Here is a 17,642-nt window from a genome sequence, read left to right as displayed (position 1 = left end):
GGGGGTTCGAGCCCCCTCGCGTCAGCGAGAAATATGGGGCACTTCAGCAATGGTCTGATCGGGTCCGGGGAGAGCCGGCCGGATACGGGATCCGGCCGGCCAACCCGTCAGACCTCTTCGACGCTGCTCGGCTCGCGCCGGGACAGGTCGATACCGAGCTCCTCCGCCGCGCGGAAGACGTCCTCGTCCGTGTCGCGCATCTCGATGGACATGCCGTCCGAGGACAGCACCTCCACATTGAGGCAGAGCGACTGCATCTCCTTGATGAGCACCTTGAAGGACTCGGGAATGCCGGGCTCGGGGATGTTCTCGCCCTTGACGATGGCCTCGTAGACCTTCACGCGGCCGGTCACGTCGTCGGACTTGATCGTCAGCAGCTCCTGGAGGGCGTACGCGGCGCCATAAGCCTCCAGCGCCCACACCTCCATCTCTCCGAAGCGCTGACCGCCGAACTGGGCCTTACCACCCAGCGGCTGCTGGGTGATCATCGAGTACGGGCCGGTCGACCGTGCGTGCAGCTTGTCGTCGACCAGGTGGTGGAGCTTGAGGATGTACATGTACCCGACCGAGATCGGGTCCGGGAACGGCTCACCGGAGCGGCCGTCGAACAGGTGCGCCTTGCCGGACGGCTGCACCATCCGGTTGCCGTCGCGGTTGGGGATCGTGGCCTCGAAGAGACCGGAGATCTCGTCCTCGCGGGCGCCGTCGAACACCGGGGTGGCGACATTGGTGCCGGGGGCGACGTCGTCGGCGCCGATGGCCTTGAGCCGCTCCATCCACTCCTCGCTGCCCTCGACCTTCCAGCCCTGGCTGGCGAGCCAGCCGAGGTGGATTTCGAGGACCTGCCCCGGGTTCATCCGGGACGGCACGCCCAGCGGGTTGAGGATGATGTCGACCGGGGTGCCGTCCTCCAGGAACGGCATGTCCTCGATCGGCAGGATCTTGGAGATGACGCCCTTGTTGCCGTGGCGTCCGGCGAGCTTGTCGCCGTCGGTGATCTTGCGCTTCTGGGCGACGTACACACGCACGAGCTGGTTCACGCCCGGCGGCAGTTCGTCGCCCTCCTCGCGGTCGAAGACCCGTACGCCGATGACCTTGCCGGTCTCGCCGTGCGGCACCTTCAGCGAGGTGTCACGGACCTCACGGGCCTTCTCGCCGAAGATCGCGCGGAGCAGCCGCTCCTCCGGGGTCAGCTCCGTCTCGCCCTTGGGCGTGACCTTGCCGACCAGGATGTCCCCGGCGACGACCTCGGCACCGATCCGGATGATGCCGCGCTCGTCGAGGTCCGCGAGGACCTCCTCGGAGACGTTCGGGATGTCCCGGGTGATCTCCTCGGGGCCGAGCTTGGTGTCCCGGGCGTCGACCTCGTGCTCCTCGATGTGGATCGAGGAGAGGACGTCGTCCTGGACCAGCCGCTGGCTGAGGATGATCGCGTCTTCGTAGTTGTGGCCCTCCCACGGCATGAACGCCACGAGGAGGTTCTTGCCGAGCGCCATCTCGCCGAGCTGGGTGGCCGGACCGTCCGCCAGCACCTGGCTCTCGACAACCCGGTCGCCCTCGTTGACGACGACCTTCTGGTTGACCGAGGTGCCCTGGTTGGAGCGGGAGAACTTGGCGATGCGGTACGTGGTGTACGTGCCGTCGTCGTTGGCCACGGTGATGTAGTCCGCGGAGACCTCCTGGACCACACCCTCCTTCTCGGCCTTGATGACGTCCCCGGCGTCGACCGCGCAGCGGTACTCCATGCCGGTGCCGACGAGCGGGGCCTCGGAGGTGATCAGGGGCACGGCCTGGCGCATCATGTTCGCGCCCATGAGGGCACGGTTGGCGTCGTCGTGCTCCAGGAACGGGATCATGGCGGTCGCGACCGACACCATCTGGCGCGGCGAGACGTCCATGTAGTCCACGTCGTTGCCCGGGACGTAGTCGACCTCGCCGCCACGGCGGCGGACCAGGACCCGGGGCTCGGTGAAGCGCAGATCCTCGGAGAGGGTCGCGTTCGCCTGGGCGATGACGAACCTGTCCTCCTCGTCGGCGGTCAGGTAGTCCACCTCGTCGGTGACCTGGCCGTCGGTGACCTTGCGGTACGGGGTCTCGACGAAGCCGAACGCGTTGACCCGGCCGTACGAGGCGAGCGAGCCGATCAGACCGATGTTCGGGCCTTCGGGGGTCTCGATCGGGCACATGCGGCCGTAGTGCGACGGGTGCACGTCACGGACCTCGAAGCCGGCCCGCTCACGGGAGAGACCACCCGGGCCAAGAGCCGACAGACGGCGCTTGTGGGTGAGACCCGACAGCGGGTTGTTCTGGTCCATGAACTGCGAGAGCTGGCTGGTGCCGAAGAACTCCTTGATGGAGGCGACGACCGGCCGGATGTTGATCAGTGTCTGCGGCGTGATCGCCTCGACGTCCTGGGTCGTCATGCGCTCGCGCACGACGCGCTCCATCCTCGCCAGACCCGTACGGACCTGGTTCTGGATCAGCTCGCCGACATTGCGCAGACGGCGGTTGCCGAAGTGGTCGATGTCGTCGGTCTCGACCACGATCGTCGAGCCGTTCTCCCCGACCGTCTCGGTCTCACCGGCGTGCAGCTTGACCAGGTACTTGATGGTCGCGATGACATCGTCGGTGGTGAGCACGCCGGCGTCCAGCGGCTCGTCCGCGCCGAGCTTCTTGTTCACCTTGTACCGGCCGACCTTGGCGAGGTCGTACCGCTTCGGGTTGAAGTAGAGGTTCTCCAGCAGCGTCTGAGCGGCCTCACGCGTCGGGGGCTCGCCCGGGCGCAGCTTGCGGTAGATGTCGAGCAGGGCGTCGTCCTGGCCCTGGGTGTGGTCCTTCTCCAGGGTGGCGCGCATCGACTCGTACTCGCCGAACTCGTCCAGGATCTGCTCGGTCGTCCAGCCGAGAGCCTTGAGGAGGACGGTCACGGACTGCTTGCGCTTGCGGTCGATACGGACACCGACCATGTCGCGCTTGTCGATCTCCATCTCCAGCCAGGCACCCCGGGACGGGATGATCTTGGCGGAGTAGATGTCCTTGTCGGACGTCTTGTCGATCGACGAGTCGAAGTAGACACCCGGCGAGCGGACGAGCTGCGACACCACGACACGCTCGGTGCCGTTGATGACGAAGGTGCCCTTGTTGGTCATGAGCGGGAAGTCGCCCATGAAGACCGTCTGGGACTTGATCTCGCCGGTCTCGTTGTTGGTGAACTCGGCGGTGACGAAGAGCGGGGCGGCGAAGGTGAAGTCGCGCTCCTTGCACTCGTCGATCGAGTTCTTGGAGGGCTCGAAGCGGTGGTCGCGGAAGGTCAGCGACATCGACCCGGAGAAGTCCTCGATCGGGGAGATCTCCTCGAAGATCTCCTCCAGACCGGACTTCCTGGGGACGTCCTGCCCGTTCTCGAGAGCCGCCTCGACACGAGCCTTCCAAGCGGCATTGCCGAGCAGCCAGTCAAAGCTCTCGGTCTGCAGCGCAAGGAGGTTCGGAACCTCGAGGGGCTCCTTGATCTTTGCAAAGGAGATGCGCAGCGGGGCGGTGCTGGCGCCGTTGTTCGTATTCGCGGTCGAGGCGTTGCGCGAGGCGGCCAAGAGGGGGTCCTTCCGAGGGCTCGGACTCACTACGCGCGTACCGGTCCCAGGCTGGGCACGGAGACAGAAAGCCCAGTTCAGGGCCTTTCAACCACCGATGCTCATACGAGGGGGTGCCCCTGGTGACGGGCAGGGAGCAGCTAACAGGCAGCGCAAAGGGACAGTGTAGCCACTTGGCACACTGATGTCCAGACCGGGTTTTCCGACACCCTCGTTGTTCTCAACACCCTTGTCTCAACCGCTGAAGCCTTCGCGCCGTAGGCGCACATCGATACTGCCCTCTTCGTCGTCGATCCATGCCTCGGATCCGGATCGATTGTGCCGACGCGTTCCTGAGAATTGCGCGCTGCGTGCGGTTCGTCAAGGCCCCCCACCCCCTGCGGAGCGTTACCGGGCGTACGGGAGAACGGCGATGATCACGATACTCGCCGCCGCCGGAAGAGCAAGGCAGCCCCCACGTGAACGCGGAAGGGCGACCACCCGACTGGGTGATCGCCCTTCGCGTCAACATCGCGCCTCAGGGGCGCCGAGACTGCCTCCGTACGCCCTGGGGGCGGGCGGTGGCGGACTCGTATGGGGTCACTTGACCTCGACGGAGGCGCCGGCGCCCTTGAGGGACTCGGCGGCCTTCTCGGCGGCCTCCTTGGCGACCTTCTCCAGGACGGGCTTCGGGGCGCCGTCCACGAGGTCCTTGGCCTCCTTCAGACCCAGGGAGGTCAGCTCACGCACGACCTTGATGACCTGGATCTTCTTCTCGCCCGCACCGGTGAGGATGACGTCGAACTCGTCCTGCTCCTCGACGGCCTCGACCGGGGCACCGGGGACACCGGCGACCGGGGCGGCGACCGCGGCGGCGGCGGTGACGTCGAACTTCTCCTCGAACGCCTTCACGAACGCGGACAGCTCGATGAGGGTCATGTCCTCGAACTGCGCGAGCAGGTCTTCCTGGCTGAGCTTCGCCATGATGGCGGTCCTTCCACTATGTCGGCTGGTGCCGTACGTACAGTTCCGCGGGCGTACCGGCCCGCTCCGACCGAACGAGCGTGATTACTCGGAGTCGGCCTCGACGGGAGCCGGCGTACCGGCACCGTCCTGCTCTTCCTTCTTGACGCGAAGCGCTTCCGCGGTGCGGACGAACTTCGACGGAAGCGCCTGGAAGAGGGAGGCAGCCTGGGACTGCTTGCCCTTCATGGCACCCGCCAGCTTGGAGAGCAGAACCTCGCGGGACTCGAGGTCCGCGAGCTGCTTGATCTCATCGGCGCTGAGCGCCTTGCCGTCAAGGACGCCGCCCTTGATGATGAGATTCGGGTTGTCCTTGGCGAAGTCACGAAGACCCTTCGCCGACTCCACCGGGTCACCGGTGACGAAGGCAACAGCCGTCGGACCCGCGAACAGGTCGTCCAGCGTGCTGATCCCGGCCTCGTTGGCCGCGATCTTGGTCAGCGTGTTCTTCACCACGGCGTACTGGGCGTTCTCACCGAGAGAACGGCGCAGCTCCTTGAGCTGCGCCACGGTGAGACCCCGGTACTCGGTCAGCACGGCGGCGTTCGAGCTGCGGAACTTGTCCGTCAGCTCCGCCACCGCGGCAGCCTTGTCGGGCCTTGCCATGAGCGTCGGCCTCCTTCCGGGTGATGAGGACCGCTCGGAAGGGGCTGGGCACAACGAAACGCCCCGGCGCAGGCGCACGGGGCGTAGCTCGACCGAATGGAATCCGGGAGCTGTCCACAGTCACCTGCGCAGGTCGTCCGCGGCTAGCGGATCCTTCGGCCACCGCGCCCTCGTACGAGCACACGGCAACGACCAGCGGTCTTTGGCTTCCCGGTGAGAGTACGTGCATCGCGCCGTGCCAGGCAAATCGGGGCCGGCCGGCCCGCGGACGGCCGACCGGCGCCGACGGCGCGTGGCCGCGTCAGGCGGCGGGCTGGACGCCCTTCATCATCTCCGCGAGGTCCACGGTCTCGGAGGCCGGCGGGGCCTTGATCCCGACCGGCTTGTTGAAGTCCTCGAAGGTGATCGTCAGGTCCAGCGGGCCCTTCTTGGACTCGCCCCGGGTGCGGAACTGCTTGGTGTGGTCCTCACCGTCGATCCACATGTCCATCGTCAGCCTGTCGACGCCCATGTCCTTGTACGCCTTGAGCGTCTTCTCGCGCTTCTCCCGGGCCTTCGGGTCGTCCCCCAGCGCGGCGGCCATCTGCTCCAGCGTGAGCGTGCCGGTGTAGCGCGTCGTGGCGACCCCGTCGACGGTCTCCTCGCCGACCTTCTTCAGGTCCTTGGCGGCGGTGAGTGCGCCGGACTCCGCGGCCGGGTTCTTGTCCACCTGGCTGGACAGCCCGCCCAGGGGGCTCTCGCCGGACTTCGCGAGGGCCGCCATGGGGAACTTGATCCAGCTCTTGCCGTCCATCTCAGCGGCGGCTTCCTTGCCACCGTTCATGTACATGGCGTCAGAGGTGAGCCGGATCTCGAACTCCTGCTGCTTCCCGTCCACCTCGCCCCGCATCTTCATCTGGACGGCCAGCGGCTTTATGCTCATCGCGGCCTCGCCGCTGATGGACCCCTCGCCGGGAACGCTGCCCTTCATCGTGTAGCTCAACGAGGTGATCTTCTCGTTGTTGTCCGCGGCCTTCTGCACGGCCGCGACAGGGGACATCTCCACACTCTTCGTCGTGGCCTTGCCGTCCGCGGCGGGCTTGCCGCTCTCCGTCTGTGCCGAGCAGGCCGCCATACCCCAGACCAGCGCTCCCGCGAGCGCGGCCGCCGCGGCGTTCCGGTACATCGTCTTCATGAATCCCCCCACAGTTATGCAAAAGATCTCTCAAGCCGGGTGAACTCTACCCGCCGCCTCGGACAGCGCCCTCCGAATAACGAACCGGTCCCCGCACCTCAGGAGAGGTGCGGGGACCGGTTTGCGTGCGTACGACAGTACGACCCGAGGCTGCCGTCAGTGTCAGACGGCGGCCGGGTCCTCCTCGACGAGGAGGTTGCGGGTGCGGTTGGCGTCCAGCGGGATGCCGGGGCCCATCGTCGTGGTGAGGGTCGCCTTCTTGATGTAGCGGCCCTTCGCGGCGGACGGCTTCAGACGGAGGATCTCCTCCAGCGCCGCGGCGTAGTTCTCGACCAGCTTCGTCTCGTCGAAGGAGACCTTGCCGATGATGAAGTGCAGGTTCGAGTGCTTGTCGACGCGGAACTCGATCTTGCCGCCCTTGATGTCGGTGACAGCCTTGGCGACATCAGGGGTGACCGTGCCGGTCTTCGGGTTCGGCATCAGACCACGCGGGCCGAGGACACGGCCGAGACGGCCGACCTTGCCCATGAGGTCCGGGGTGGCTACGACGGCGTCGAAGTCCAGACGGCCCTTCGAGACCTCGTCGATCAGTTCGTCGGCGCCGACGATGTCGGCGCCCGCGGCGCGCGCTGCCTCGGCACGGTCACCGGTTGCGAAGACCAGGACCCGGGCGGTCTTGCCGGTGCCGTGCGGAAGGTTCACGGTGCCACGGACCATCTGGTCGGCCTTGCGCGGGTCGACGCCCAGCCGCATGGCCACCTCGACGGTGCCGTCGAACTTGGTGGTGGTGGTGTCCTTGGCGAGACGGACGGCTTCGAGCGGGGCGTAGCTGCGCTCCCGGTCGATCTTGGCGTCCGCGCCGCGGAGAGCCTTGCTGCGCTTCACTTCTTCTCCTGGTGGTTCTTCATACAAGGGTGGAGGGTGTGGTCCGGGCCGCGCAGGGCCCTGCCACGGGGCGTGACCGGTGGGGTCAGCCCTCGACCGTGATGCCCATGGAACGGGCGGTGCCGGCGATGATCTTCTCGGCGGCGTCCAGGTCGTTCGCGTTCAGGTCGGGCATCTTGGTCGTGGCGATGTCGCGCACCTGGTCGCGGGTGAGCTTCGCGACCTTCTTGACGTGCGGCTCGCCGGAGCCCTTGTCCACACCCGCGGCCTTGAGGATCAGCTTGGCGGCCGGCGGCGTCTTGGTGACGAAGGTGAAGGAGCGGTCCTCGTAGACCGTGATCTCCACCGGCACGACCATGCCACGCTGCGACTCGGTCGCGGCGTTGTAGGCCTTGCAGAACTCCATGATGTTGACGCCGTGCTGGCCCAGCGCGGGGCCGACCGGCGGAGCCGGGTTGGCCGCGCCGGCGCTGATCTGGAGCTTGATGAGCCCCGTGACCTTCTTCTTCTTGGGAGGCATGTGCTCTCTCCGGGTCCTAGTGAGAGTTTTCAGCCGGCCATCCGGTCATCCGGTTGGAGGCATACCGCACAACGATAACGGGTATAGGTGCGCGGCTAAAAACCGACAGGTCAGACATCTGCGGAAGCCTGTCTGACCTGGTCGGAAGCTGTGGTTCCAGAAAGCGGGCGAACCGTCCCGGCGGGCGCGCGGCGCCCGGCCGGTCCCGTGCTCAGTTCTTCTGGATCTGGTCGAAGCTCAGCTCGACCGGGGTCTCGCGGCCGAAGATCTCGACCAGGCCCTTGACCTTCTTCGAGTCGGCGTTGATCTCGTTGATGGTCGCCTGGAGCGTGGCGAACGGGCCGTCCGTGACGGTGACCGAGTCGCCGACCTCGAAGTCCAGCACCTGGACCTCGACCTTGCGGGCTGGCATCGGCTTGCCCTCGGCCTCGGCCGCCTCGCGGGCGGCCTTCTCCTCGGCCTCCGGCGCGAGCATCTTGACGATCTCGTCCAGGGTCAGCGGATACGGGTCGTAGGCGTTGCCCACGAAGCCGGTGACGCCCGGGGTGTTGCGGACGACGCCCCAGGACTCGTTCGTCAGGTCCATACGCACCAGGACATAGCCCGGGAGCTTGTTCTGGCGGACGTTCTTCCGCTCGCCGTTCTTGATCTGGACGATCTCTTCCTCGGGGACCTCGGCCTGGTAGATGAAGTCCTCGACGTTCAGCGAGACGGCGCGCTGCTCCAGGTTGGCCTTCACGCGCTTCTCGTAGCCCGCGTAGGTGTGGATCACATACCACTCGCCCGGCAGTCCGCGCAGTTCCTCGCGGAGCGCGGCGATCGGGTCAGCGGGCACATCGGCCGGAGGCTCGGCGTCCGCTCCGTCGGCCCCGGCCTCGTCGTCGGCGTCGTGCGCATCCTCGGCGGAGTCGTCGTCCGCTCCGGTCCCGTCGTCCTCGACATGGACGGCAGCCTCTTCGGCCGGCTCGCCCGCGGCGACATCAGCGGCTTCGGCCTGGTCTGGCTCGACAGCGTCCGCCGCCTCGACGATGCCGGTTTCGTCCTTTCGGGACTCCTCCGACTCGCTGGCGTCGTTCAGTTTCGGGTCAGACACGGTGGCTGCTTCTTCCTGGCTCAATGGGTGGAACACGCGAAAGGGGCGCCGCGCCGGGCGCCCTCCGCGGGATCAGCCGAAGACGTACTTGATCGCTTGCTGGAAGCCATAGTCAATCACGGTCACCAGACCGATCATGATGACAACGAAGACAATCACCACTGTGGTGTACGTCGTCAGCTGATTGCGAGTCGGCCAGACGACCTTGCGCAGCTCGGCGACGATCTGACGGTAGAAGAGCGCGAGACGGCCCAGAGGACCCTTCTTTCCGCGCTTGCCACCCTTGCGTGGCTTCTTCGACTCCTCGGACTCATCGTCGGCATCAGGCTTGTCGATGGAGCCCACGGCGTCCGTCACGCTCTCTCACCTGATTCCCGGTCGTGGCCGTGCCGCGCCCGGGGGAGCCGCACGGCGATGCGTTGAATATACGTACATGCGCACACAGCCTAGGCGAAGGTGTGTGTAGCAGGGCCGGAGGGACTTGAACCCCCAACCGCTGGTTTTGGAGACCAGTGCTCTACCAATTGAGCTACGACCCTTTGTGTCAACCTCAACCTACCGCATCCGACCGGGTGCACGGAGTGCCTGGTACGGACCTGTCTGCCGAGAGCCAACGACGAGTGAGTGTACGTGGTCCCGGCGCCCGCGTCGAACAGCTTGCGCCGGATCCGTCGAGGACCGGTCCCCGACCCGTCCGGCGGGCAGCTCGTCGTCTGATGTGTCCATCATGGGAAACCTGTGTGCCGGTGCGGTTTCGGGTCTGGGACCATGGCCGTATGAGCGCTGCAATCCCACCCACCGAGCGCCGGGTCTCCGCCCGAGTCGGCGCGATCTCCGAGTCCGCGACCCTCGCCGTGGACGCCAAGGCCAAGGCCCTCAAGGCCGCCGGGCGTCCGGTGATCGGCTTCGGCGCCGGCGAGCCCGACTTCCCGACGCCCGGATATGTCGTCGACGCTGCGGTCGAGGCCTGCCGCAACCCCGCGTACCACCGCTACACCCCGGCCGGCGGGCTCCCCGCGCTGAAGGCCGCCATCGCCGAGAAGACACTGCGTGACTCCGGCTATGAGATCGAGCCCTCCCAGGTCCTGGTGACCAACGGCGGCAAGCAGGCGATCTACGAAGCGTTCGCGGCCATACTGGACCCGGGCGACGAGGTCATCGTCCCGGCGCCGTACTGGACGACGTACCCCGAGTCGATCCGGCTGGCCGGCGGTGTCCCGGTAGAGGTCGTGGCCGACGAGACCACCGGCTACCGGGTCTCCGTCGAGCAGTTGGAGGCGGCCCGCACGGAGCGTACGAAGGTCGTCCTCTTCGTCTCGCCGTCGAACCCGACGGGCGCGGTCTACAGCCCCGCCGACACCGAGGCCATCGGCCGCTGGGCCGTCGAGCACGGGCTCTGGGTCATGACGGACGAGATCTACGAGCACCTCGTCTATGGAGACGCCGAGTTCACCTCGCTGCCCGCCGTCGTACCGGAGCTGCGCGACAAGTGCATCGTGGTCAACGGGGTGGCGAAGACCTACGCGATGACCGGCTGGCGGGTGGGGTGGGTCATCGGCCCCAAGGATGTCGTCAAGGCCGCGACCAACCTCCAGTCGCACGCCACTTCAAACGTGTCGAATGTCGCGCAGGCCGCGGCGCTCGCGGCGGTCTCCGGCGATCTCACCGCCGTCGCCGAGATGCGCGACGCCTTCGACCGGCGCCGGCAGACGATCGTGCGGATGCTCAACGAGATCGACGGCGTGGTCTGCCCGCGGCCGGAGGGCGCCTTCTACGCGTACCCCTCGGTGAAGGGCCTGCTCGGCAAGGAGATCCGGGGCTCGCGCCCGCGGACCACGGTCGAGCTGGCCGCGCTGATCCTGGAGGAGGTGGAGGTCGCGGTCGTACCCGGCGAGGCCTTCGGTACGCCCGGCTATCTGCGGCTTTCGTACGCGCTCGGCGACGAGGACCTGGTGGAGGGCATCGCCAGGATCCAGAAGCTGCTCGCCGAGGCCCAGGACTGACTTCGCCCAGGAGCGACGTCACGCGTGCTTCGCGCGAACCGGCTCCGGGACATTCGCGAAAGCCATGCGAGAACGGGCTCCCGATCAGGACCGGGGGCCCGTTTTTGCGTTCGAGCAAGATCTCGATAGGGGAAAGAGGCTGTCGGCAGGCCCTCACGTGCGGCAGGATCCTGGAATGGAGAGCACCACCCGACCCCGCGATCTCGGTCGTCTGCCCAAGGCCCATCTGCATCTGCACTTCACCGGCTCGATGCGGCCCACGACCCTGCTGGAACTCGCCGAGAAGTACGGCGTCCATCTCCCCGACGCGCTGACCAGCGGCGAACCGCCGCGGCTGCGCGCGACCGACGAGCGCGGCTGGTTCCGTTTCCAGCGGCTGTACGACATCGCCCGGTCCTGTCTGCGTACCCCTGAGGACATCCAGCGGCTGGTGCGCGAGGCCGCCGAGGAGGATGTACGGGACGGCTCCGGCTGGCTGGAGATCCAGGTCGACCCCACGTCGTACGCCCCCATGCTGGGCGGGCTGATCCCGGCTCTGGAGATCATCCTGGACGCCGTGGACACGGCCGCCCGGGAGACCGGTCTCGGGATGCGGGTGCTGGTCGCGGCGAACCGGATGAAGCATCCGCTGGAGGCCAGGACCCTGGCGCGGCTCGCCGTGCGGTACGCGGACCGGGGCGTCGTCGGCTTCGGTCTCTCCAACGACGAGCGGCGCGGGATGGCCAGGGACTTCGACCGGGCCTTCGCGATCGCCCGGCACGGCGGGCTGCTGGCCGCGCCGCACGGCGGCGAGCTGACCGGGCCCGCGTCCGTACGGGACTGTCTGGACGATCTGCGCGCCGCCAGGATCGGGCACGGCGTCCGGGCGGCGGAGGACCCCCGGCTGCTGCGCAAGCTCGCGGAGCGCGGGGTGACCTGCGAGGTCTGCCCGGCGTCCAATGTGGCGCTGGGGGTGTACGAGAAACCGGAGGACGTGCCGCTGCGGACGCTGTTCGAGGCCGGGGTTCCGATGGCGCTCGGCGCGGACGACCCGCTGCTGTTCGGCTCCCGGCTGGCGGCTCAGTACGAACTGGCCCGCGCCCACCACGGGTTCAGCGACCCCGAACTGGCGGAGCTGGCGCGGCAGTCGGTACGGGGCTCGGCGGCGCCGCCGGAGGTACGGGAGAAGCTGCTGGCGGGGGTCGACGCCTGGCTCGCGGACGAACCCGCGGGGTCCGACGCGTAACCGGTGCCTCGCCGCGCAATCGGTTCCTTCTCCGGGCGCGTGATCGGTGTCTTCTGTGCGTGTCTTCTTTAGAGGGTCACGCCTACCGTCACCGGTTCGTTGACGAGCGTGATCCCGAAGGCCGCGTGCACCCCGGCGACCACCTCCCGGGCCAGCGCGAGCAGGTCCTCGGTGGTCGCCCCGCCCCGGTTGGTGAGGGCGAGGGTGTGCTTGCTGGAGATACGGGCCGGGCCCGTGCCGTACCCCTTGGTGAAACCGGCCTTGTCGATCAGCCAGGCGGCGGAGGTCTTCGTACGCCCCTCCCCCGCCGGGAACGCGGGCGGTGTCACATCGGCGCCGAGAAGGGCCGTTGCGCGGCCGAGGAACTCGGCGTACTCCTCGTCGGCCAGGACCGGGTTGGTGAAGAAGGAGCCTGCCGACCAGGTGTCGTGGTCCTCCGGGTCCAGCACCATGCCCTTGCCCGCCCGCAGCTTCAGGACGGTGTCCCGGGCGACGGCGGCGGGGACACGGTCACCGGGCTCGACACCGAGGGCACGGGCCGTCTCGGCGTACTTGAGCGGGGCGGACAGCCCGTCGGCGTCCTCCAGCGCGAAGCGGACCCGCAGCACCACATAGCGCTCGGGGTGCTCCTTGAAGCGGCTGTGGCGGTACGAGAAGGCGCACTCGGCGTTGGTGAGCGTGACGGGGGCGCGCGTGGCGCGGTCGTAGGCGACGACCTCGGTGATCGTGCTGGACACTTCCTGGCCGTACGCCCCGACGTTCTGGATGGGCGTGGCACCGGCCGATCCGGGGATGCCGGCGAGGCATTCGACGCCCGCCAGGCCCGCTTCGACGGTACGGGCGACCGCGTCGCTCCAGATCTCGCCCGCGGCCAGCTCCAGCGCGGTGCCGTCGAGGGCGAAGCCCCGCGTGCCGATGCGCAGTGCGGTGCCCTCGAAACCGCGGTCCCCGATGACCAGATTGCTGCCGCCACCGATGATCAGGAGCGGGGTGCCGGCCGCGTCGGCCTGCCGTACGACGGCGATGACCTCGTCGTCGGTGGTGGCCGTGACGAGGCGGGTCGCGGGGCCGCCGAGCCGGAAGGTGGTGAGGGGGGCGAGGGGCGCGTTGTGGAGTTCCTGCACGGGACGGCCCGGGGGCCGGGCGGTGTGGCGCGTCAGGCGGCGGCGGACTCGTACTCCTTCACCTCCTGCGCACCTTCCGCGGCCGGGGCCGTCCGGCGGGCGCGCCGCCCTGGGATGAGCAGGGCGGTCAGCGCCGCGAGCGCCACCGCCCCGGCGCCGATCCAGAGCGCGGGGACGGTGCCGTCGACGAACGCGTCGCCGGACTCGTATCCCCCTCGCGCCGCGAAGACCGCGCCGAGGACCGCGACCCCGAGTGCTCCGCCGACCTCGCGCAGGGCGTTGTTGGCGCCGGAGGCGATGCCCTGTTCCGCGGGGCGGACGCTGGACATGACCAGGCTGGCGGCCGGGGCGAAGTACATTCCCATGCCGATACCGCTGATGATCAGGGCGGGAAGCTGCGCCGAGTAGGCCACCCCCGGCTCGATGACCAGCGCGAACCAGCCGAGCCCGATGGCCTGGAGCGCCAGTCCGGCCGCCACGACGGGACGGCCGCCGATACGGTCGGAGACCACACCGGCGATCGGGGAGACGAGCAGGGGCATCGCCGTCCAGGGGAGCATCCGCAGACCGGCCTCGGTGGGCGAGTAGCCGAGAACGCCCTGGAGGAACTGGCTGAGCAGGAAGATCGAGCCGAACATGCCCAGGAACATCAGCAGGCTCGCCGCGTTGATCCCGGTGAAGGCGCGGCTGGCGAAGAGGCGCATGGGCAGCATCGCGTCCGGGCGGCGCAGGCCGTGGAACACGAAGGCCACGAGCAGCGCCGTCCCCGCGAACAGACCGAGCAGCACGGTGTTGCTGGTCCAGCCTTCGGCGTTGGCGTTGACCATGGCGTAGACGATGCCGAAGAGACCGGTGCTGATCAGGACGGTGCCGGGGATGTCGAGCCGGGCGCCGGGGCCGTGCGATTCCTTGAGGCGCAGCCGGGCGAGCGGCAGCAGGGCCAGGCCTATCGGCACGTTCAGCCAGAAGATCCAGTCCCAGGAGAAGTGCTCCGTGAGGCTTCCGCCGACGAGCGGGCCGCTGGCGACGGCGAGGCCGGTGATGGCTCCGAAGATCCCGAGGGCCGCGCCACGCCGTTCCGCGGGGACGGCGGCGGTGAGGAGGGTGAGCGCGAGCGGCATCATGATCGCCGCGCCGACGCCCTGGACGGCGCGCGCGGCGATCAGCGCGTCGATACCGGGCGAGAGGGCCGCGGCGGCGGAGGCACCGGTGAAGATCGTCAGACCGGTGAGAAAGAGCCTGCGGCGGCCGAACCGGTCACCGAGGGCCGCCCCGAACATGAGGAGCACCGCGAAGGTGAGCGTGTACGCGTTGACCGTCCACTCCAGGTCCTCCAGCGCACCGCCGAGATCCTCGCGGATGGAGGGCAGGGCCGTGGTGACGACGAGGTTGTCCAGGGCGGCCATGAAGCTGGCGGCGCCGGTGATGACAAGGGCCCAGGCGGCGGAGCCGCGGGCTGCTGACTGAGGCATCGCTCTCTCTTTCGGGTTGGCTTTCGGGTTGGCTTTCGGATTGGTTCGCGCAGGTTAGTTATGGATGACTAACTTCTTGGGGCAGAGCTCAGCGCAGAAGAAGGACATGCGGGCAGGAAGCCGCGAGCAGGGAGGAGTGCGAAGGGAGAGGTGAGGGGCAAAGACGTGCGGCTCAGCCCTCGACCGGCCGCGCCGAGTCGAAGAAACCGGACCAGACGCGGTTCCCGGACGGGAAGCCCAGCGAGACAAGGGTGTTGATCAGCATTCCGTACGCCAGGAAGCCGGTGGTCTCGTCGACGTCCGCCCCGAGCGCGAGATGGACCGTGTCCCAGAGCACGAGCCAGCCGGCCCGTACGGAATCACCGAAGGCGTGATCGCCCGCGGCCTCGGCGGACGCCACCGCGACATACATCTGCATCTGCATGTGCAGCTTTTCCGGATCGTCAGCGATGAGTTTTTGGTACGCGGTGGCCATGGCATGGAGGGCCTCCTCGCCCTCCAACCCCTCGGACGCCTGCTCGAAGACATGGATCGTGTCCGCGAGACAGCGCTGCGAGGCGGCGAGGAAGATGGCCGCCTTGTTGGGGAAGAGGCGGAAGAGATACGGCTGGGAGACGCCGACCCGCCGGGCGATCGCCTCCGTGGAGGTGCCGTTGTATCCGGAGCGGGCGAACTCGGTGACCGCCGCACGGATGACGCTCTCGCGCCGCTCTTCTGCGCTCATCCTGACCATACGAGTAAGTTATTGACCACTCACTAACTCTGTCAACCCCCGATGTGCGTGAGGCCCGGCGTAAGGGGCGCCCGTAATGGCCGGCGCCCCTTACCTACGCGCTGTGATCTTCACGTACAGATGTAGTCGTCGCGCACGCGGCGTGGCGCCCACCTGCGTCATGTGATGCCCACCCGCGTTGAGCTGGTGGCACCGCTCAGGCCAGCCGTACGACCGCGCGGGCCATGCCCAGCACCTTCTGGCCCGCGCTCATGGCCGTCAGGTCCACCCGTACCCGGCTGTCGTCCAGCTTGGCCGCGACCTTGGCGCTGACCTCGACCAGCGCGCCCTTGTCGTCGTTGGGCACCACGACGGGCTTGGTGAAGCGGACACCGTACTCGACGACGGCCCCCGGGTCGCCGACCCAGTCGGTCACCACCCGGATCGCCTCGGCCATGGTGAACATGCCGTGCGCGATGACGTCCGGGAGACCGACCTCCTTCGCGAACTTCTCGTTCCAGTGGATCGGGTTGAAGTCCCCCGACGCACCCGCGTACCGCACCAGCGTCGCCCGGGTGACGGGGAAGCTCTGCGCAGGCAGCTCCGTACCGACCTCGACCTCGTCGTAACCGATCTTCGCGGCCATCGGTCTCATGCCTCCCCGGCGGCCCGCGCCACCAGCTTCGTCCACGCGGTCACAACATGCTCGCCGGCCTCGTCGTGCACTTCGCCCCGTACGTCGATGATGTCGTTCCCGGCGAGGGACTTGATCGTCTCGATGGTCGAGGTGACGGTCAGCCGGTCCCCCGCCCGTACGGGACGGGAGTACGCGAACTTCTGGTCGCCGTGCACCACCCGGCTGTAGTCCAGGCCCAGCTGCGGATCCGCGATGACATCGCCCGCCGCCTTGAAGGTGATCGCGAACACAAACGTCGGCGGGGCGATCAGGTCGCTGTAACCAAGCGCCTTGGCGGCCTCGGGGTCGGTGTACACCGGATTGGGGTCGCGCACCGCCTCGGCGAACTCGCGGATCTTCTCCCGGCCGACCTCGTACGGCTCGGTGGGGGGATAGCTCCGCCCCACGAAGGACTGATCGAGCGCCATGGACTCGCTCCCTCCTGATGGATGTGACCACTACACAACGGCACGGGGGCCGCTACAAACGACACGAGGCCGTCCCCCAATGGGGACGGCCTCGCAGACGAGCCTGATTCAGCGCGTTTCGCGGTGCGCGGTGTGCGAGTTGCAGCGCGGGCAGTGCTTCTTCATCTCAAGACGGTCCGGGTTGTTGCGCCGGTTCTTCTTGGTGATGTAGTTCCGCTCCTTGCACTCCACGCAGGCCAGCGTGATCTTCGGGCGGACGTCGGTGGCAGCCACGTGAGTGCTCCTTGGACGGACAACGGATGAACAGATGAACGCAGAAAAGAGTAGCCGATCGAAGGACCGACCCCACAATCGGCTACTTTGTGTAGCGGTGACCGGACTTGAACCGGTGACACAGCGATTATGAGCCGCTTGCTCTACCGACTGAGCTACACCGCTGCGATGTTGGATCTCCTCGCCCGGACGGGCGAGGGTCACCGAACATCTGAGCCCCAATACGGAATCGAACCGTAGACCTTCTCCTTACCATGGAGACGCTCTACCGACTGAGCTATTGGGGCGCGGCAACGAGGTAAAGCATACCCGATGTTGAGCGGTTCTCAGAACCTCGGCTCTGAACGGGACTTGAATGGGTCATGAACGGCGATGAACGCAAAAATGCCCTGTACCAGACCTCTGGTACAGGGCATTTCCATAAAGTTTGTTCGGCGGCGTCCTACTCTCCCACAGGGTCCCCCCTGCAGTACCATCGGCGCTGTAAGGCTTAGCTTCCGGGTTCGGAATGTAACCGGGCGTTTCCCTCACGCTATAACCACCGAAACACAATGAAACACACAACCCGCCGGAAAAAGTCACAGCTGTTCGTGGTCTCAGAACTAACACAGTGGACGCGAGCAACTGAGGACAAGCCCTCGGCCTATTAGTACCGGTCAACTCCACCAGTCACCTGGCTTCCATATCCGGCCTATCAACCCAGTCGTCTACTGGGAGCCTTACCCCCTCAGTGGGGGTGGGAGTCCTCATCTCGAAGCAGGCTTCCCGCTTAGATGCTTTCAGCGGTTATCCCTCCCGAACGTAGCCAACCAGCCATGCCCTTGGCAGAACAACTGGCACACCAGAGGTTCGTCCGTCC

Annotated in this window: 16 protein-coding genes, 3 tRNA genes and 2 rRNA genes; 2 read left to right on the top strand and 19 right to left on the bottom strand. The window is 67.4% G+C overall.

From position 1 onward, the window contains the following. Positions 1–107 precede the first annotated feature (107 nt). From rpoB to WH07_RS22930, 9 genes are all read right to left on the bottom strand, one after another. A complete protein-coding gene (gene rpoB, locus WH07_RS22970; RefSeq protein WP_046503214.1) occupies positions 108–3,590 on the bottom strand; it encodes a DNA-directed RNA polymerase subunit beta in 3,483 nt (1,160 codons plus the stop codon). A gap of 579 nt (positions 3,591–4,169) precedes the next feature. Next, positions 4,170–4,553 (bottom strand): 50S ribosomal protein L7/L12, encoded by a 384-nt coding sequence (gene rplL, locus WH07_RS22965; protein ID WP_046503209.1) that lies wholly within the window; start codon positions 4,551–4,553, stop codon positions 4,170–4,172. An 84-nt stretch (positions 4,554–4,637) separates the two neighbouring features. Further along, the gene (gene rplJ / locus WH07_RS22960) at positions 4,638–5,198 is read right to left on the bottom strand and encodes a 50S ribosomal protein L10 (protein ID WP_046503206.1); all 561 of its coding nucleotides are present in this window, start codon (positions 5,196–5,198) and stop codon (positions 4,638–4,640) included. A gap of 301 nt (positions 5,199–5,499) precedes the next feature. Beyond that, complete coding sequence (locus tag WH07_RS22955; protein ID WP_052744530.1) at positions 5,500–6,372, bottom strand: DUF6612 family protein; 873 nt, start codon at positions 6,370–6,372, stop codon at positions 5,500–5,502. A 162-nt stretch (positions 6,373–6,534) separates the two neighbouring features. Next, positions 6,535–7,257, bottom strand: coding sequence for a 50S ribosomal protein L1 (rplA, locus tag WH07_RS22950; RefSeq protein ID WP_046503203.1), 723 nt, complete (start codon positions 7,255–7,257; stop codon positions 6,535–6,537). A gap of 85 nt (positions 7,258–7,342) precedes the next feature. After that, entirely contained in the window at positions 7,343–7,777 is a 435-nt protein-coding gene (rplK, locus tag WH07_RS22945; protein ID WP_046503201.1) for a 50S ribosomal protein L11, read from the bottom strand. A 211-nt stretch (positions 7,778–7,988) separates the two neighbouring features. After that, positions 7,989–8,870 (bottom strand): transcription termination/antitermination protein NusG, encoded by an 882-nt coding sequence (gene nusG, locus WH07_RS22940; RefSeq protein WP_046503199.1) that lies wholly within the window; start codon positions 8,868–8,870, stop codon positions 7,989–7,991. A 72-nt stretch (positions 8,871–8,942) separates the two neighbouring features. Next, on the bottom strand, positions 8,943–9,227 hold the full coding sequence (gene secE / locus WH07_RS22935; RefSeq protein ID WP_046503197.1) for a preprotein translocase subunit SecE: 285 nt from the start codon (positions 9,225–9,227) through the stop codon (positions 8,943–8,945). A gap of 109 nt (positions 9,228–9,336) precedes the next feature. Continuing rightward, positions 9,337–9,409: transfer RNA gene (locus WH07_RS22930), tRNA-Trp, on the bottom strand. A 237-nt stretch (positions 9,410–9,646) separates the two neighbouring features. Between WH07_RS22930 and WH07_RS22925 the strand changes: the two genes are divergently transcribed. Both WH07_RS22925 and WH07_RS22920 read left to right on the top strand, forming a co-directional pair. Further along, positions 9,647–10,873 (top strand): pyridoxal phosphate-dependent aminotransferase, encoded by a 1,227-nt coding sequence (locus WH07_RS22925; protein WP_046503195.1) that lies wholly within the window; start codon positions 9,647–9,649, stop codon positions 10,871–10,873. A gap of 175 nt (positions 10,874–11,048) precedes the next feature. Continuing rightward, positions 11,049–12,098 carry an adenosine deaminase gene (locus tag WH07_RS22920; protein ID WP_046503191.1) on the top strand — a complete coding sequence of 350 codons (1,050 nt, stop codon included), beginning with the start codon at positions 11,049–11,051 and terminating at the stop codon, positions 12,096–12,098. Between the two features lie 68 nt (positions 12,099–12,166). Here WH07_RS22920 and WH07_RS22915 read toward each other — a convergent pair whose 3' ends face one another. The 10 genes from WH07_RS22915 to WH07_RS22870 form a co-directional block, all read right to left on the bottom strand. Then, positions 12,167–13,222, bottom strand: coding sequence for a UDP-N-acetylmuramate dehydrogenase (locus WH07_RS22915; protein WP_046503188.1), 1,056 nt, complete (start codon positions 13,220–13,222; stop codon positions 12,167–12,169). A 32-nt stretch (positions 13,223–13,254) separates the two neighbouring features. Next, positions 13,255–14,694, bottom strand: coding sequence for a DHA2 family efflux MFS transporter permease subunit (locus WH07_RS22910; RefSeq protein ID WP_046503186.1), 1,440 nt, complete (start codon positions 14,692–14,694; stop codon positions 13,255–13,257). 172 nt (positions 14,695–14,866) lie between these two features. Beyond that, positions 14,867–15,427, bottom strand: coding sequence for a TetR/AcrR family transcriptional regulator (locus WH07_RS22905; protein WP_046503183.1), 561 nt, complete (start codon positions 15,425–15,427; stop codon positions 14,867–14,869). A 196-nt stretch (positions 15,428–15,623) separates the two neighbouring features. Further along, positions 15,624–16,052, bottom strand: a complete 429-nt coding sequence (locus tag WH07_RS22900; protein ID WP_046503180.1) for a MaoC family dehydratase — start codon at positions 16,050–16,052, stop codon at positions 15,624–15,626. Between the two features lie 5 nt (positions 16,053–16,057). Next, entirely contained in the window at positions 16,058–16,510 is a 453-nt protein-coding gene (locus WH07_RS22895) for a MaoC family dehydratase N-terminal domain-containing protein (protein WP_046503179.1), read from the bottom strand. A 108-nt stretch (positions 16,511–16,618) separates the two neighbouring features. After that, positions 16,619–16,783, bottom strand: coding sequence for a 50S ribosomal protein L33 (gene rpmG / locus WH07_RS22890; RefSeq protein ID WP_003956487.1), 165 nt, complete (start codon positions 16,781–16,783; stop codon positions 16,619–16,621). Positions 16,784–16,875: 92 nt separating this feature from the next. Next, a tRNA-Met gene (locus WH07_RS22885) sits at positions 16,876–16,948 on the bottom strand. Between the two features lie 49 nt (positions 16,949–16,997). After that, positions 16,998–17,070 (bottom strand) — tRNA-Thr (locus WH07_RS22880). Between the two features lie 142 nt (positions 17,071–17,212). Continuing rightward, a 5S ribosomal RNA gene (gene rrf / locus WH07_RS22875) occupies positions 17,213–17,329 on the bottom strand. Between the two features lie 80 nt (positions 17,330–17,409). Continuing rightward, positions 17,410–17,642: ribosomal RNA gene (locus WH07_RS22870) — 23S ribosomal RNA — on the bottom strand; the annotation flags it as partial.

Origin of the sequence: Streptomyces odonnellii, assembly GCF_000981895.1 — a bacterium.
GTDB lineage: Bacteria > Actinomycetota > Actinomycetes > Streptomycetales > Streptomycetaceae > Streptomyces > Streptomyces odonnellii.
Note: the sequence above shows the minus strand (reverse complement) of the source record. Positions and strands in the feature narration are given on the sequence as shown.